This is a genomic window from Candidatus Margulisiibacteriota bacterium, from assembly GCA_041661965.1.
Lineage (GTDB): Bacteria > Margulisbacteria > WOR-1 > O2-12-FULL-45-9 > XYB2-FULL-48-7 > XYB2-FULL-45-9.
The window spans coordinates 559,626-573,782 of sequence record JBAZTH010000002.1 but is presented as its reverse complement, the minus strand read 5'-3'; the positions used below and the strand labels follow the sequence as shown (position 1 = coordinate 573,782).

Annotated in this window: 16 protein-coding genes and 1 other RNA gene; 1 reads left to right on the top strand and 16 read right to left on the bottom strand. The window is 51.5% G+C overall.

The genetic code is table 11. The features are described from left to right. Positions 1-108 precede the first annotated feature (108 nt). The 9 genes from WC772_05740 to dut all read right to left on the bottom strand — a co-directional run bounded on the left by WC772_05740 (position 109) and on the right by dut (position 5,472). Positions 109-408 carry a hypothetical protein gene (locus WC772_05740; GenBank protein MFA6170255.1) on the bottom strand — a complete coding sequence of 100 codons (300 nt, stop codon included), beginning with the start codon at positions 406-408 and terminating at the stop codon, positions 109-111. Positions 409-532: 124 nt separating this feature from the next. Continuing rightward, entirely contained in the window at positions 533-2,116 is a 1,584-nt protein-coding gene (locus tag WC772_05735; protein MFA6170254.1) for a glycosyltransferase family 39 protein, read from the bottom strand. A 50-nt stretch (positions 2,117-2,166) separates the two neighbouring features. Continuing rightward, a complete protein-coding gene (locus WC772_05730) occupies positions 2,167-2,469 on the bottom strand; it encodes a DUF305 domain-containing protein (protein MFA6170253.1) in 303 nt (100 codons plus the stop codon). Positions 2,470-2,599: 130 nt separating this feature from the next. Further along, positions 2,600-3,026, bottom strand: a transfer-messenger RNA (tmRNA) gene (gene ssrA, locus WC772_05725). Positions 3,027-3,120: 94 nt separating this feature from the next. After that, positions 3,121-3,594: a hypothetical protein gene (locus tag WC772_05720; protein MFA6170252.1), complete on the bottom strand. Its 474-nt coding sequence runs from the start codon at positions 3,592-3,594 to the stop codon at positions 3,121-3,123. Further along, entirely contained in the window at positions 3,591-3,776 is a 186-nt protein-coding gene (locus WC772_05715; protein MFA6170251.1) for a hypothetical protein, read from the bottom strand. Before WC772_05715 ends, WC772_05720 begins: the two co-directional genes overlap by 4 nt. Then, positions 3,769-4,230, bottom strand: a complete 462-nt coding sequence (gene smpB, locus WC772_05710; protein ID MFA6170250.1) for an SsrA-binding protein SmpB — start codon at positions 4,228-4,230, stop codon at positions 3,769-3,771. Before smpB ends, WC772_05715 begins: the two co-directional genes overlap by 8 nt. Before the next feature lie 110 nt (positions 4,231-4,340). Then, positions 4,341-5,003: a 4-hydroxy-tetrahydrodipicolinate reductase gene (dapB, locus tag WC772_05705; GenBank protein MFA6170249.1), complete on the bottom strand. Its 663-nt coding sequence runs from the start codon at positions 5,001-5,003 to the stop codon at positions 4,341-4,343. Further along, positions 4,990-5,472, bottom strand: coding sequence for a dUTP diphosphatase (dut, locus tag WC772_05700; protein ID MFA6170248.1), 483 nt, complete (start codon positions 5,470-5,472; stop codon positions 4,990-4,992). Before dut ends, dapB begins: the two co-directional genes overlap by 14 nt. A gap of 158 nt (positions 5,473-5,630) precedes the next feature. On the opposite strand from dut, the gene WC772_05695 reads away from it, so the two are divergent. After that, the gene (locus WC772_05695; protein ID MFA6170247.1) at positions 5,631-5,975 is read left to right on the top strand and encodes a hypothetical protein; all 345 of its coding nucleotides are present in this window, start codon (positions 5,631-5,633) and stop codon (positions 5,973-5,975) included. 13 nt (positions 5,976-5,988) lie between these two features. On the opposite strand, the gene WC772_05690 is transcribed toward WC772_05695, so the two are convergent. The 7 genes from WC772_05690 to WC772_05660 form a co-directional block, all read right to left on the bottom strand. Next, the gene (locus WC772_05690; GenBank protein ID MFA6170246.1) at positions 5,989-7,248 is read right to left on the bottom strand and encodes a pitrilysin family protein; all 1,260 of its coding nucleotides are present in this window, start codon (positions 7,246-7,248) and stop codon (positions 5,989-5,991) included. Continuing rightward, positions 7,226-7,846: a nicotinate-nucleotide adenylyltransferase gene (nadD, locus tag WC772_05685; GenBank protein ID MFA6170245.1), complete on the bottom strand. Its 621-nt coding sequence runs from the start codon at positions 7,844-7,846 to the stop codon at positions 7,226-7,228. The genes WC772_05690 and nadD overlap by 23 nt, the downstream gene beginning before the upstream one ends. A 142-nt stretch (positions 7,847-7,988) precedes the next feature. After that, positions 7,989-9,233 carry a glutamate-5-semialdehyde dehydrogenase gene (locus tag WC772_05680; GenBank protein MFA6170244.1) on the bottom strand — a complete coding sequence of 415 codons (1,245 nt, stop codon included), beginning with the start codon at positions 9,231-9,233 and terminating at the stop codon, positions 7,989-7,991. Between the two features lie 67 nt (positions 9,234-9,300). Further along, positions 9,301-10,449, bottom strand: coding sequence for a hypothetical protein (locus WC772_05675; GenBank protein MFA6170243.1), 1,149 nt, complete (start codon positions 10,447-10,449; stop codon positions 9,301-9,303). A gap of 7 nt (positions 10,450-10,456) precedes the next feature. Next, positions 10,457-11,575, bottom strand: a complete 1,119-nt coding sequence (locus WC772_05670; protein MFA6170242.1) for a fibronectin type III domain-containing protein — start codon at positions 11,573-11,575, stop codon at positions 10,457-10,459. A 14-nt stretch (positions 11,576-11,589) separates the two neighbouring features. Continuing rightward, positions 11,590-12,990, bottom strand: a complete 1,401-nt coding sequence (locus WC772_05665) for a hypothetical protein (GenBank protein ID MFA6170241.1) — start codon at positions 12,988-12,990, stop codon at positions 11,590-11,592. Positions 12,991-13,000: 10 nt separating this feature from the next. Further along, the gene (locus tag WC772_05660; GenBank protein ID MFA6170240.1) at positions 13,001-14,155 is read right to left on the bottom strand and encodes a hypothetical protein; all 1,155 of its coding nucleotides are present in this window, start codon (positions 14,153-14,155) and stop codon (positions 13,001-13,003) included. Positions 14,156-14,157 lie beyond the last annotated feature (2 nt).

Sequence of the window (14,157 nt, the reverse complement as noted above, 5' to 3'; positions counted from 1 at the left end):
GGTCAGGCCGCATAGTTCGCTGGGGAATCTAACACCGGATGAATTTATCCGAAAGGAGGCGGAAACTGGCTCTTGCAGCCAGATTTACTCTAATTCATAATGGTACAGCTAATGGGGTAAGGTCACCGGAAGTTGCATCAGACCGTAATTAACTCGCCAATCATCATTCAATCTGCTATTGACCCGCAGGCTAAGTTGTTCCTGCCATGGCCCACCGTTTGAAACCATTGGGATAAAATCGCTGTTATCAAGAGCTGAAAAATAAGCCCTATCAGGAGCAACATTAAAAGAAGCCGTAAAATATGATTTGTATCCGCTGATCGCGAGTTTTGGGTATTCTTCAGATGCAAAAGATACGACACTTAAAACTAATAATAAAACCGAACTAATTGTTATTTTTCGCGACATTTTACCCTCCACATTTTCAAACAATCATTTTGATTATTATCTATTTAATCGACTTATAATGCAACCAATTTTTCTTGTAAAGTGGCGATTTTTCGTCGATATTAAGATGGCGATATTTAGGAGCTTATCTTTCTAAAGTCGGCGGTTGATTCTGTTTCTTTTCGTAGATCTTAGCGGTCAGGCCCAGGGAGTTAAAGCGGCGCATGGAAAGCTCGCTGATCTCCCCGGCCTGGAGCTTATCGTTCAGGAACGAGTTCCAGCGGAAAATGGAATCGTCCAGAACATCCAGCTGGACCGGGCTGTTTTCGTCCAGTTCAACGGCAAAAAAGTGGCGGGCGGAGCGGAAAAGCTGTTCATCCTGGATCGCCGGATCGGCCAGGACCGGGGCGTTCCAGTCCCAGAAATAGAAATTCATGACTTCGGAATTTAAATGCTGGAGGTTGACCGAGATCGCCACCGAATGCCGCGGCAAAACCCCCTGGCGATAATAGTTCAGCACCCCGATCATGTTTTCGGCCGGGCGGGCGGGAAAATACAGCCCAAACAGGGCCGGAAGAGAGATCAGGGCCGGAATGGACAGGACCAACAGGATCCGCCGCCCTTTTAAGTCGAATTTTTCGATGAAGTAATAAACGGCGGAAGCGGCCACTATGAACAGGAACGGCGCGATGATGTAGATGAATTGAGGCGCTTTGGTCGGGACGGTCAGGGTCGCCAGGATCAGGACCGTCCAGATAAAGGTGTAGAGCTTATTGGTCTTCCAGTAATGGAAGGCGGTAAAGGGAAGGAAAAGAGAGATCACGATCAAAAGGCCCAGCCAGGGAGAAAAAGAAAAGTTCTCAATGATCGTCCGCGGATAATACATCAAAGCCGGCAGGACCCCGTCAACCACCTCGCCGCCGGAATAGCGGAAGATCGCCTGGAGGAACAGGAGGAATTTTCGGGAAAAAGCCGACGTAAAGAACCAGGCGCCGACAAAAACAAACAAAACCGTCAAGAAGATGAGCTTGCGATAGGCCCACCAGAAAAAGTGGTAGGCCGACTTCTCCCCTTTTTTGTCGAGTTCGACAATTTCCACGCAGATCGGCCCCAGTTTGGCCAGGGAAACGACCAGAAAGGCCGGGATCATAAAATAGGCGTAGAGATAATTGGTGTAGATCGACAAACCGACCAACAAACCCAAGAGAACGTAATCAAAGATCAGCCTCCGGCATTCGCTGAAATCGTATAAATAATAGCCGGCCAGAAAGATCAACGCCCCCAAGCCTTCCAGGGTATTTTTCGTCGCGTAGCTGATCATCATCGGCGAGAAAAGGGCCAGATAAATCGACAGCAAACCGATCTTCCAGCCGGACTTGCCGCTCAACTTGACCGACGATTGATACATCAGTAAAAGGGTCAGCAAAAAGATCACATAGCTCAAGAACCGGGCGGAAGCGAAACTAACCCCGAAGAAAAAGAAGGACAAAGAAAGAAGCCAGGAATGAAGGAACGGCCAGAACATTTGCCGCTGGGTATCATGCCAAAAAGCGCCAAGATCAAGGGCTTGAATATCTTTATAAAGCCAGAGGCCGTAAACGGCGTGCTGGGCTTCTTCTTTGGAAAAGGCGTCGCCGAGAAAGATCCCATTAATGTAAAGGAGCGACAACAGCACGAAAATACCGGCGAAGGCGACAAGCAGACCCTTTTGAAAAGATGAAAGCCGCATGTAGGGTATTATAAAGTGGAAGAGGACAAGGGTCAAGGGCAATCCCTGGATTAGTTCCCGTACCAGGCGCGGGACCATTTGCGCATCTGATTTATTTCTTTTGTTTGCGCGGCGATAATATTTTCGGCAAGCTGTTTCATCTCCGGCTTGTCGGTTGAGCGCAAAAGCTTCCGCGCCATCATAACCGCCGCTTGATGATGCGGGATCATTTGTTCGATAAATTCCTTATCGCCCATCGTGCTTCCGTGCGTCATCATCCGCCCGCCCCACGGCATCATAGGGGTAAATATTGGCGCGATCAGAACACCTAAAATTAAGCCGATGGTCCCTGAAATAATTATTTCTTTATTCATAACAAAATCCGCTCCTATGCTCAACGCAATATCACTCGGCTTCCAATTTAACCGCGCAATTAATTGCGCGGTTAAATAAAACTTGGAAACCGCGGCGATATTGCCGCTGGTTTCCTTTTTAGCCGGAAAATGGTGGAGCTGAGGGGAGTCGAACCCCTGTCCGGAAAGGCAATTGCGAGAGCCGCTACGAGCGTAGCTTCAATTAAATTTTCGCTTAAGATTTAACCTGAAACGAGGGATTTCTTAAGCTAGCCGCTTAAAATTTTCCCCGCTTGGCCAACCGGCGGGACCGGCGGGTAGCCGACAAAATAACGTCTTGACCCGAACCTATCGGCGAATCCGGAAGACGGCCCGCTTATTTTATTAAGCGGGAACGAGGGCTGGAAACTCAACGAAGCCCTTGATGTTAGCCATCAAGTTCTCGAGAGTACCAAACGCCTCTGCAGGTGTTTTACCAACTGCGTTTAAAATTTGTCACCTTGTTTAACGAGGTGAGATGACTTCCTCGGCTCGCAACTCGCGCAACCACAACTCCCCGTCAAAACCCTTACAGCCCCACGACCCGCCTACGGCGGGTAATGGCCAATTGCCAATGAACAAATGACAAATGAAGGAAGGAAAAATCAGAATTTAACAATCATTTGACATTTATTAAAAGCTTCTTGTCCTGATCGTTTCCTGGAGCAGTCCCAGGAACGATTCAACTTGTTGTTGGTTCATCCGGGCGAGAGTTTCGGCAAATTCCTGCCAGCTATCCGCTTCTTCCATCAGGTCCTTGTTCTCTTTGATCTTGGCAATCTCGTCCTCGATCTCCTGCTGGACGCGGCGGTTGATCTCTTCCATCGCTCCCTGGGCGTTGGTCATGCCGGTTTCGGCGATCGCCCGGTCGATGATATCCTCGAACTTCAGTTCTTTTTCTTTGGCTTCCGTCGCCAAAACGGCTAAGCGGGTGGCAATCGCCTGGGCGTCAAGTTCCGGTCCCCGTCCAATGCTTTGCGGGATCGGCGTCTTTGCCTGGGTCCCTGACTTCTGGACCAGCCCCTCGTTTGATTCTTTCTCTACCCCTTTAACTTCCTTCGGGGCGATCGGCGGAGCAAAAGGTTTTTGTCCCGGGATTTCGATCATATCAGGTTCATCTCCTTCAAGGCCATTTTGGAGATCATTTTTGCCAGCTCATCCGACTTCGCTTGTTCGGCCGGGGTCAGCGGCCGGCTTTTTATCCCTTTGAATTCATCCTGCACCATTTTGGCCGCTTCTTTGTAAAGGTCGGAAACGGTGTAAGAACGGGCCTGTGCCTTGTTAATCACGATTTTTTCCTCTAAAAGCTTTTTCAATTTCTCTTTCAGTTGTTCGACGTCTAAGTGATTCACGCTTTTCGTACTTCTTTTTCGCCTTGGCCAGCCCCAAATCGACTTTCGCCCAGTTGCCGTCGAAATAGATCTTGAGCGGGACCAGGGTCAATCCTTTTTCGGCCACTTTTCCGGTCAATTTCACCAGTTCCCGCTTATTCAGCAAGACCAGGCGCGGCCGCCGGGGATCGATCTTGTTGATCTGCCCCTGGCCGTACGGGTTGATGTGGATACCATATAACAAAATCGCCCCGTTTTCAACCCGGCCGAAACTGTCCTGGAGGTCAACTCGCCCCAACCGGACGGATTTTACCTCATTTCCGGTCAAAACTAAACCGGCTTTATACACTTCAAGAATTATATAATCAAAACGGGCTTTCCGGTTTTCCGCGACTACTTTATAATAATTCATAGATAAATTAAAAATGTAAAATGACTTAATGAAAAATGAAGGTCTCGATCAGGAATATAATTCAAATATTTCTTCTTCATTCATTTTTCATTAGGTCATTTTTCATTCTCTCACAACAGGTTTTCCAGGCCGTAGACCAAGCCCTTGAGCCCTTTGATCTTCCGGACCGCCATGACCACGCCAGGCATGAAAGAATCCCGGGAGATCGAGTCGTGGCGGATGGTCAGGGTCTGCCCCAGCCCGCCGAAGATCACTTCCTGATGCGCGACCAACCCCGGCAGACGGACCGAGTGGATCGGAACATCTTTACCCATAATGTGACCGGTCTTGATCGCCGTACCGGACGGCTTGTCGACCTTCTGTTCATGGTGAAATTCAATGATCTCGGCTTTCGGCATGTATTTGATCGCTTCCTTGGCGAACATCATCATCAGGACTGCCCCGATAGCAAAATTTGGAGCGATCAGACAATTGACTTTATGAACGTCGCACAATCCTTTTACTTCCTTCTGGTTCTCGTCGGTTAAACCGGTCGTACCAATGACGGCGTGCGCCCCGCTCTTTAAGATCTGACGAATATTTTCCATGACCGCGGCCGGATGGGTGAAATCAACCACCACTTCCGCCCCGCTTTGCTTAATCACTTTAGCCAGATCGTCACCAACATCGGTCTGGGCGACCAAATCGAAGTCCGCCTCGTTCTGGACCGCTTTCACCGTCTCCTGGCCCATCTTTCCTTTCGCGCCATTAACGATAACTTTAATTTTTTCCATGGCTTACTCCTTCGTGGGACTCAGGACGCAGCCCCGTATGTCCGAACCCGCCGGCCCCGCGTTCGGTGGCCGACAGTTCCTCGACTTCTTCAAAAACGATCCGCTCGAACTTATTGATTATCATCTGGGCGATCCGATCGCCCCGCTTAATGATTAAATCTTGCCTACTGTGGTTCATCAGGATCACTCCCACCTCGCCCCGGTAGTCGGCATCAACGGTCCCCGGCGTATTCAGTACGGAAACCCCTTGTTTAAGAGCTAAACCGGACCGGGGGCGGACCTGCGCTTCGTACCCTTCAGGGAGAGCCATTGCCAAGCCAGTCGGGACCAGCTTCCATTCCCCCGGCGCAATCGTCAAGTCCACCGTAACCGCGGCATATAGATCCATCCCGGCGGCATGGTCGCTCATATATTTCGGCAGCGGCAGTCCGTCGCTATGCGGCAACCGCTTGATTTGTCCTTTAAGCATGGGAAGATTATAACACAACTAATTCTGAAATATTTGCCAAAAAGTGACGATAATAATCTAACAAGGCCCATTAAAATATCTCCAGTCAGGAGGTGGCAAGAGAAAACCAAGAGTTTCACAGTCCAAGAAAACTAAACATTTAGGAGGAGGCAAGTAAAATGGGACTATTTAGATTAATGGCCAACAGAATGCGGACGGAAATATCAACGTATCTACTGCACAGGCAACAACTTCAGCAACCATTACTGCACCGCTCTGTGATTGGCCCACAAGCTCGTCTTGGAAATCTTGGGGAAATCGCGACTAACTATATGAGGGGAGAGGCCTTAAGACAATCAATCCTTGGCCCTCAAGTCCGGCTCGGTGATGTTGAGGCTATCAGTTCTAATTATCCTCGAGATCAGTTCTTCGGTAAACCAGCAGAGATAGTGAAATCTGTTATCGGTCCGCAGGTTCGACTCGGTGAGGCTGAAGCAATTGCAACCAATTATCCGAGAAAATAACTGCTGGCGATAATTAGCAGTGCAGTTCCTTGTAAGGGAGCTCTTCCAGATCGCCGATGACGGCGAGCGAGAGATACTCATCACGGAAATAGAGGTTGGCCAGCCGGATGATATCGTCATGGGTAACCTTGTCGATGGCGGCAAAGACTTCGTCAACCGTTTGGATCCGGTCATGATAAAGCTCGGAGCGAGCGATCCAGCTCATCCTGGCTGAAGAAGACTCCAAACCGAGGACCATTGAGCCTTTCATGTACTCTTTAGCGCGGGACAACTCTTCTTTGGTAATCCCTTCTTTCTTCAAATTGATAAATTGTTCGAGGATCAGCTCGATCACGTAACCCAGGGTCTCTTTGCCGGTCCCGGCGTAAACGTAAGAAAGGCCGAAATCCCGGAAGGGGGAACCGGTCGAATAGATCGCGTAGGCCAAACCCCGCTTTTCCCTGACCTCCTGGAAGAGGCGGGAGCTCATCGTCCCGCCCAAAACGTTGTCCATCACTGAATAGGCATACCTATCTTTATCGCGATGGGACGGGCCTTTAACTCCCAGGCAAAGATGGGCTTGTTCGGTCTTCTTTTGTTTAAGGCTGATCACCCCTTTAATTTCCGGGCGGGGCATTTGGTGGACCACGTCTGTCCCCTTCAGCTTTTCAAAGTACGGTTTAAGCAGATCAGTGGTGTTTTTGGGAATCGCGCCGGCCAGTGAAACGATCACGTTGTTCGGACTATACAGCCGTTTCTGGTAATTGAGGATATCGTCCCGGGTGATCGCCCCGACCGTCTCGTTGAAGCCGATCGTCGGCTTGCCTAAGGGATGCCCATGCAGGATTTTTTCGGCAAAAAGATCGTGGATCAGCTCATCCGGGGTGTCTTCGTACATTTTGATCTCTTCCAGGACGACCCCCTTCTCCGTTTCCATCTCTTTGGTATCGTACAATGAGTTTAAAAACATATCACCCAGGACATCAACCGCGGTTTCAATATGTTTATCAAGCACCACGGCGTAATACATCGTCACTTCCTTGCTGGTGTAGGCGTTCATCTTCCCGCCGACCGAATCGAGGGCGTGGGCGATCTGAAAAGCGCTCCGTTTCGGAGTCCCTTTGAACATCATGTGCTCGATAAAATGGGAGATCCCGGCTTCCTTGTCCAATTCATTGCCGGAGCCGGCCCCGACCATGATCCCCATGGCGACCGAACGCATCGAAGGAATCTCTTCGGTCAGGACCCGGACCCCATTAGGGAGAACAAGCTTATTGGCGTTTGGAATTGTCATATAACCCTTCTTTATTAATCATATTTTCAACCACTTTCGGCACTAAACTTGAGATCGATTTACCGGCCCGGACCCGGCGGCGGATCTCCGAGGCCGAGATCGCTTCTTTCAGCTCCAACAGCTTGATCTTGTCGACCTCTTTCTGGAGGGGCGGGAACTTGACCAGCCGGCGGAAAGTCCGGATCCGGCTCCCCGGCCTCGTCCCGACAATGAATTCGCACAGCTTAAAAAGCTCCAATGGCTTCCGCCAGGAGAGGACTTCATTGATCGAATCCAGGCCCATAATATAAAAAAGCTTGGCCTGGGGCCCGAACTTTTTCTTTAAGGCCAAAAACGTATCGACCGCGTAAGAATAACCCGGCCGGTCGAGCTCAATCCGGGACGCGTAATAGTTAGGCACCCCTTTGATCGCCGCCCGGACCATTTTATAACGGATCTCTTTATCCAGGACCTCTCCCGGCTTCTTATGGGGCGGATTGCCGGAAGGGATAAAGATAATCCGATCGAGCGCGAACTCTTTTTGGGCGGCCGCCGCCAAGGCCAAATGCCCGCGATGGATCGGGTTGAAGGTCCCGCCCATAATGCCGATCCTTGTCACTTTTGCCCTCACCCGCTTTATCACTTGCGATAACCTATTCTTTCCCGGCCCTCTCCCAAAGGGCGAGGGCAAGCTTTTCCTCTTTTTGACTTCCCCTCTCCCTCTGGGAGAGGGGTGGCGCGAAGCGCCGGGGTGAGGGTTATTATATTCTCACCTGTCCATGTCCCTCGATCACGTACTTGTAAGAGGTCAGCTCCTGCAATCCCATCGGCCCGCGGGCGTGGAGCTTCTGGGTGGAGATCCCGATCTCGGCGCCGAAACCGAACTCAAAGCCGTCGGTAAACCGGGTCGAGGCGTTGGTATAAACCGCCGCCGCGTCAACTTCGGCTCCGAACTTTTTCATCGCTTCCTGGTCTTTGGCGACTATCGTTTCGGAATGTCTGGTCCCGTATTTGTTGATATGAGCGATCGCCTCGTCGACCCCGGAAACCACCTTGATGGCTAAAATCAAAGCCAGGTATTCGGTCCCCCAGTCTTCTTCGGTCGCCGGTTTGATCTCCGGCAGTATCCGGCGCGCTTTGGCGCAGCCGCGCAGTTCAACGTGAGCCGCGTCCAAGCGGCTTTTGACCAACGGCAAAAACTGTTCGGCGATCGCCTCGTCGACCAACAGTGTCTCGATCGCGTTGCAGACCGAGGGCCGGGAAACTTTGGCGTTGAAAACGATCTCCAGCGCCATCTTCAGATCGGCGGTTTTTTCAACGTAAGCGTGGCAGTTCCCTTCGCCGGTCTCAATGACCGGAACGGTCGATTTTTGCACGACCGTTCGGATCAGGTTTTTACCGCCGCGCGGGATCAGGACATCAACATATTCGCGAGCCCGCATCAGCTCTTCCGCCGACTCCCGGCTGGTATCTTCGATCAGCTGAATCGCCCCTTCCGGGATGCCGGCTGAATAAGCGGCAGAGGCAATCAACCGGGTCAGTTCGATATTGGATTTGATCGCGTCGGAACCGCCGCGCAGGATCACCGCGTTCCCCGCTTTCAGGCAGAGGGCGGCGGAATCAACGGTCACGTTGGGCCTGGCTTCATAGATAATGCCAATCACGCCAAGCGGTACGCGGACTTTCCGGATCTTAAGGCCATTGGGACGCTTCCACTCACTGATAACCTCGCCTACCGGGTCTGGGAGCCCTCTGACAATGTTTAAACCGTCGGCCATCCCTTTGATCCGTTTTCCATCTAAGGCCAAACGGTCGAGAAGTGAACGGGAAAGGTCCTTCTTTTCGCCGGCTTCGAGGTCGATAGAATTAGCCTGGAGGATATATTCAGCGTTTTTTACTAGCGCTTCCCCCATTTTCTCGAGGGCGTAATTCTTTATTTTGGCCGGAGTAACGGCTAATTTTCGCGAGGCATTTCTGGCTTTTTGGCCGATATTTTCAAGTGACATTGGGTTATTATAACATAAAACAAGCGATAAGCTTAAAGCTTTAAGCTCAACGCGTTAAGCTGCTTTCTTAGTTAACGATCGTCAACTTGAACCGGCCAAGCAACCGGCCTTCATCCTTGGCAATGATCGTCCCAACATAGATCGCGTTCCCCGCCAGGTAGCCTTGATCGGCCTGACCATCCCAGGTAACTTTGTTTACCCCGGCAGAGCCCCCTTCTGTACCAGCGGCCATGATCAGGTGTTTGATCCTGGTCCCGTCAACCCCAATCAGGTAGATCTCGATATTGGCATCGGCCGACAAGCCGTATTGAATAGTAACGATCTTATTTCTCGGGATGCTGAACGGACTGGGATAAGTCAGCGGCGTGCCAACCAGTCGCAGCGGCCCGCCCATAACTTCAACGGTCGCGTAGCGGGACATCGCCATTTGCATCCCGCCCGATGCGGCGGTCTTACCGGAAACAACAAAGACATGCTTTCCATCACTTAATGGCTCGGCAACGGTATATTTAAGGCTTAACGATCTGATCGATTCCGTGGCCGCGGCCAGGGTCTTGTTTATCACGTGCGACGCTTCCATTTGGTACGATTTCGGACTGGACGATTCAGGATCGAGAACGATGGTGTAATCGCTGACGTTATCAGACAAAGTATGAGGCTCATTGACCGAAAGGTCGACTTTGATCGTCGGATTGGCCGGGACGACAAATGAATCGCCCTTGTCGACCAACGCCGGCTGATAAAGCCTGTTGCCGAACCAGAGTTTCATTCCCATATCGATCCCGCCGCTCGGCGGGCTGATCCCCCCGCCCAAGACCAATGTTAGGTCAGCCTGATCCCAGCCTAAGCCAGAGATCTTGATATCGGTCGGATTGGCGCCGTAGTTGTCCGGCCCCTTATCGGTCGCGACCTTATAAGTTTTGCCGACCGTTAAGACCGCCGGCCAGATCGACAAAGCGTTGGCCATGTATTTATTGCCGACGATCAGGGTCGTCACATAATTACCGGCGTTCAATTCGGTCTCGTTCTCGAAGAAATAAACGGTCCGGCCGTCGGCTTTAACATCGGCCCCCGCCCCGGTCTTGGTGTCAGTACAGTTGCCGACCGCCCAGTAACCAGGGGTCATGAACTTCAACTGGGCGCTCGGCGTCGCCACCTGCGCGAACGCGGTTGAAGCAAAGGCCAAGATTCCGATTATTAAAGCTGTTCTCTTCATATTTATTCTACTTGCTGATCGTCACGCTCGCATCCGCTCCGACCGAGATGTAAAGGGCGCTTCCCGCCACCGGCGCGCTGTTCAGGTCAAAGCCCGGGGTCTGGAAGGTTACGTTGCCCGAACCGTCAAAGGTCGCTCCGCCTAACTTCTGGCCGGTCGCGTCCCAAACCGAGATCGCGGTCACGCCGCCGATCGCGGTCACGAGTTTCTGCAAGGTATCGGCCGCCGTCACCGCTCCGCCGTTGACTGAAACATTAACCGTCCCGCCAACCGGGAGTCCGATCCCGTTGATCCCCGCCTTCAGAGCGTAGGTAACGGATCCGCCGCCGCCAAGGCCAATGCCGCCGGCCAAGGTCGTCCAATCTTTGGTCGCGCTCCAGGGACCGGCGCCATACCAGTTTTTGGCTTTGACTTTAAAATGATACGTTCCGGCATCAAAGGCCTTCGTAGTTTTTGGATCCACATCCGGCAAGCTGAAACTGCCGCTGGAAACACTCGCGACCCGATTGACATCGGTATCAGACGGTTCGGTTTCCGGGTCAACCCAATACTTAACATCATAGCCGGTCGCTTCTATCTTCGGGCTCCCTTCGCTGTATGTAAAAGCAATGGAAAGCTTCAGGATCACACTGGACGTATAGCCGACCCGTTGATTTGATTCCGACCCACCGGTAATAACCGGAGCGTTAACCGGCTTATCGGCCAGATAATCGGTCTTAAACTTCACTACATTGTACTGATTAGCCGGTTGGGCGCCGGAAGCGGCCGCCATGCCGGCTGACTTGCCGTATTTGCTTCCTTGCGTTCTGGGAGCGCCGTCCCAGCTTCGAATATAAACCGCGCCGCCGTTCTGGTCCATTTTATCGTATTGATGCGTCGTGCCGAAAGTCGTGTAATTCGGCGTGATTCGGCCGGTCGTTGAGTTCGGAGCGGGAATGCTGCCGGCAAAGAATTCGACGTTAGCGGCATCAACATTAGCGCCGTTATAATTAGGATTAAGAGTGCCGCTCCAGGCGTCTAAACCGTTGAAAGGTATTTTCATGATAATACCAGCGCCAAATGCCTGACTTGAGAGAATCAGCGCAAGGCCGAACATCATCACCAACCTTTTTCTAGTTTTACTCATATCCATCATCCTCCTTAGAATTTTAGCACCCATGGTGTTTTCGCGTTACCGACAGGGACGTAATAGAACTTACCGTTAGCCAAATTGAAAGTCGCAACCGACAGATTGTTCCAGTTGCCGCTGACAAAGGTAGTCAGGGCAAAGGTCTGTCCGGCAGAATCCCACTGGTGAAGCTGATCGCCTTCAGTCGGGATGATCCCGGCGTCAGGCGCGGTCTTTCGTAATGGATAAGGATAACCGGTTAAGTTATATTGATCACCAAAGTTAACGGCCGTTCCAGTCGCGAAACCACCGGCGTTCCCAACCAACGTCAGGTACTCCGCTCTGGGAGTGCCGCCCTTAACAAGGTAGGCAAAGATCCCTTCAATCGTCTGGAAGGTATGGGTCGGCCAGCCGGTGGTCTTGGTCAATAGTTTATACCCCTGGGTCGGGTAATCCCAATAATGGATCTGATCACCGGTCGCCATCTGGTTGCCGATTATATTCGTTAAACTGTAATCAACCGTCCGGAATGGATAACAGATCGCGTTGTATTCATCTAAAAGTAAAACGTTAGCTTTGCCAACCGCCGGAGCGTTAGTAAAGACTGTTAGATCATCGGGCACGCCGCCAGTGACATTGCCGCCATAGCCTTTGTAATAAACTTCGGCGCTGCTGCTGGAATCGACTTTCGCGACCTGCCCGTTGTGAGTTAGCGTATAAGTCACCGTATCAACCGTAAAAGTGCCGAAATGCGGCGGGTACCCGCCAACTAAAGCATTGCCATCAAAAACCTCATACCAGACCTTCGGCATATAATCTTTGCTGTATTGACCAGTTCCATTGCCGGTCATAACATAGATCTTAGGGTTAGTGCCGCCAAATTTAGTCGGGTCCCAAGTTACAGTTATGTTGGAACCCGGCGTATCGCCCGCTCTGATAATCGTCAACCCGGAAGTCTCGCCGGTTGGGTTAAGTCCCTGGCCTTCAACCAGCGAGGTAAAGAGAGCGGTCAAATTCAAGTAACCGTTATTAATATCTGTCGCGGTTATAGTTAAGTCTTTCTCGTTAATCCCCCAACTCCGCTTTACTCCCCCGACCGTGAACTCTTTCTTGGCAACGCCAAAATAGTAATTTGTCGCGGAGAGCGGCAGGAGCCCCAGGTCTTCCAGGGCGTTAAGCGAAAAGTTTCCACTGGCATCGGAACTGGCAACGGCATAGGCAACGCTCGGAATAAACCCGGCGCTGGGTGACTTATAGAAATAGACCTTGAAGCCGTCTAAAGTCGGCGGCAACGAATTGACGTCCTTCTGCAGTGTGCCATTAACCCAAAAGCCAACCGGATACGGCGCCGGCTCCTGGGCGGCGAAGACCGCCAGCGGCAGGAGAGCCGCCAACAGCAGAGAGAGCAGTATATTCTTAGCCAACTTTGTCATTCCTAATTCCTTATTTTGCCGTCCCCGTCAAATTATACTGTTTAGTCCCATCGACATTGACCGTAACCTGATAGGATCGCCCCTTAACCAGCGAAGCATCGGTAATCGCGGCTAAATTGGCGGCCCCGGTAAACTTGGTCGCGGCGTCAATATTCCCGGCATTATAAACGATACCGGTCAAACCAACATGGGTCTGGGTCGTTTCATCGTACCAGCCAAACACGGTCACCGCGTCAGCCCCATAGGTCGTATTTATCCCTTTGATCAGGCTGCTAACCGTCGTAATGGCTAAGGCGTTGCCATCGGTTACGCCGCTGGCAAAATCAAACGGAATTGAAATCGTATTGACCCCTGTTTTGCCAATCGGCTTGTTTAAATTGTAAATAATCGTGATTGGCCCGCCGCCAACAGCCGTAACCGTTGAAAAGAGAACTTCCGCCGACCATCGCGCGGCGAAGGTGCCCCCCTTCTCCGTTGTTTGAGCATTGTAGGCATAAGCTTTAAGACTGTAGTTTTGACCGGCGACTAATTTTTCCGGATTAAGCTGAAAAGTGACTTTCCCTGGGGCGCCGGCAAGATCCCCTTCAGTAAGGATCACGGGGTTTCCGGCTAATGTGACCTGATAATGATAACCGGTCGCTCCATAATAACTCGGCGCATAATTGCCGGTAAAGGGGGCTTCCGCTTTAATTTCAAGCGTGGCGGTAACAATCGGCTTGATCGCCAAAGTAAAACCAATTTGCTGGGCTAAGCCCGTCGGCGGCGGCGGGGTGTCGATGATGGTTTGCAACCAAGTGTTAACCGGAATATCAACCGGTTCCCCCATCGCGGTGTAACCAGCCGATAAACTGATCGTTCGGTCCTTGGCGCCACCCGGAGCGCTGGCATCACTAGCCGTCAGCTTCAAGGTCGCCGATCCGGCATTAGCGTCATTGGCAACAGTAAAAGGACCGGACGGAGTAATTTTACCGGTTGTAAGCGCGCGCGTTTCGGTAAAAGGAGTAGAAGAATCGGAAAAAAGAGCCGTTCCACCATTAGCGGGAGTCCCCGGAACAAGATTAACGGTGTTAGTCACGATCGAGAAAAGTCGAGCTTCGGCCGGAACGCAAAACAGCCCAAGCATTAAGATCGCCACCACCCAACTAAATATTTTTTTTCTTTTCATCT

What these genes read in the sequence shown, in the direction of transcription:
- dut (MFA6170248.1), bottom strand. Translation starts at nt 5,472, where the DNA reads ATGCTTAAAGGACAAATCAAGCGGTTGCCGCATAGCGACGGACTGCCG.
- WC772_05695 (MFA6170247.1), top strand. Translation starts at nt 5,631, where the DNA reads ATGGGACTATTTAGATTAATGGCCAACAGAATGCGGACGGAAATATCA.
- dapB (MFA6170249.1), bottom strand. Translation starts at nt 5,003, where the DNA reads ATGGAAAAAATTAAAGTTATCGTTAATGGCGCGAAAGGAAAGATGGGC.
- WC772_05730 (MFA6170253.1), bottom strand. Translation starts at nt 2,469, where the DNA reads ATGAATAAAGAAATAATTATTTCAGGGACCATCGGCTTAATTTTAGGT.
- WC772_05665 (MFA6170241.1), bottom strand. Translation starts at nt 12,990, where the DNA reads ATGACAAAGTTGGCTAAGAATATACTGCTCTCTCTGCTGTTGGCGGCT.
- WC772_05670 (MFA6170242.1), bottom strand. Translation starts at nt 11,575, where the DNA reads ATGAGTAAAACTAGAAAAAGGTTGGTGATGATGTTCGGCCTTGCGCTG.
- WC772_05720 (MFA6170252.1), bottom strand. Translation starts at nt 3,594, where the DNA reads ATGATCGAAATCCCGGGACAAAAACCTTTTGCTCCGCCGATCGCCCCG.
- WC772_05675 (MFA6170243.1), bottom strand. Translation starts at nt 10,449, where the DNA reads ATGAAGAGAACAGCTTTAATAATCGGAATCTTGGCCTTTGCTTCAACC.
- WC772_05660 (MFA6170240.1), bottom strand. Translation starts at nt 14,155, where the DNA reads ATGAAAAGAAAAAAAATATTTAGTTGGGTGGTGGCGATCTTAATGCTT.
- WC772_05740 (MFA6170255.1), bottom strand. Translation starts at nt 408, where the DNA reads ATGTCGCGAAAAATAACAATTAGTTCGGTTTTATTATTAGTTTTAAGT.
- WC772_05690 (MFA6170246.1), bottom strand. Translation starts at nt 7,248, where the DNA reads ATGACAATTCCAAACGCCAATAAGCTTGTTCTCCCTAATGGGGTCCGG.
- smpB (MFA6170250.1), bottom strand. Translation starts at nt 4,230, where the DNA reads ATGAATTATTATAAAGTAGTCGCGGAAAACCGGAAAGCCCGTTTTGAT.
- WC772_05680 (MFA6170244.1), bottom strand. Translation starts at nt 9,233, where the DNA reads ATGTCACTTGAAAATATCGGCCAAAAAGCCAGAAATGCCTCGCGAAAA.
- WC772_05735 (MFA6170254.1), bottom strand. Translation starts at nt 2,116, where the DNA reads ATGCGGCTTTCATCTTTTCAAAAGGGTCTGCTTGTCGCCTTCGCCGGT.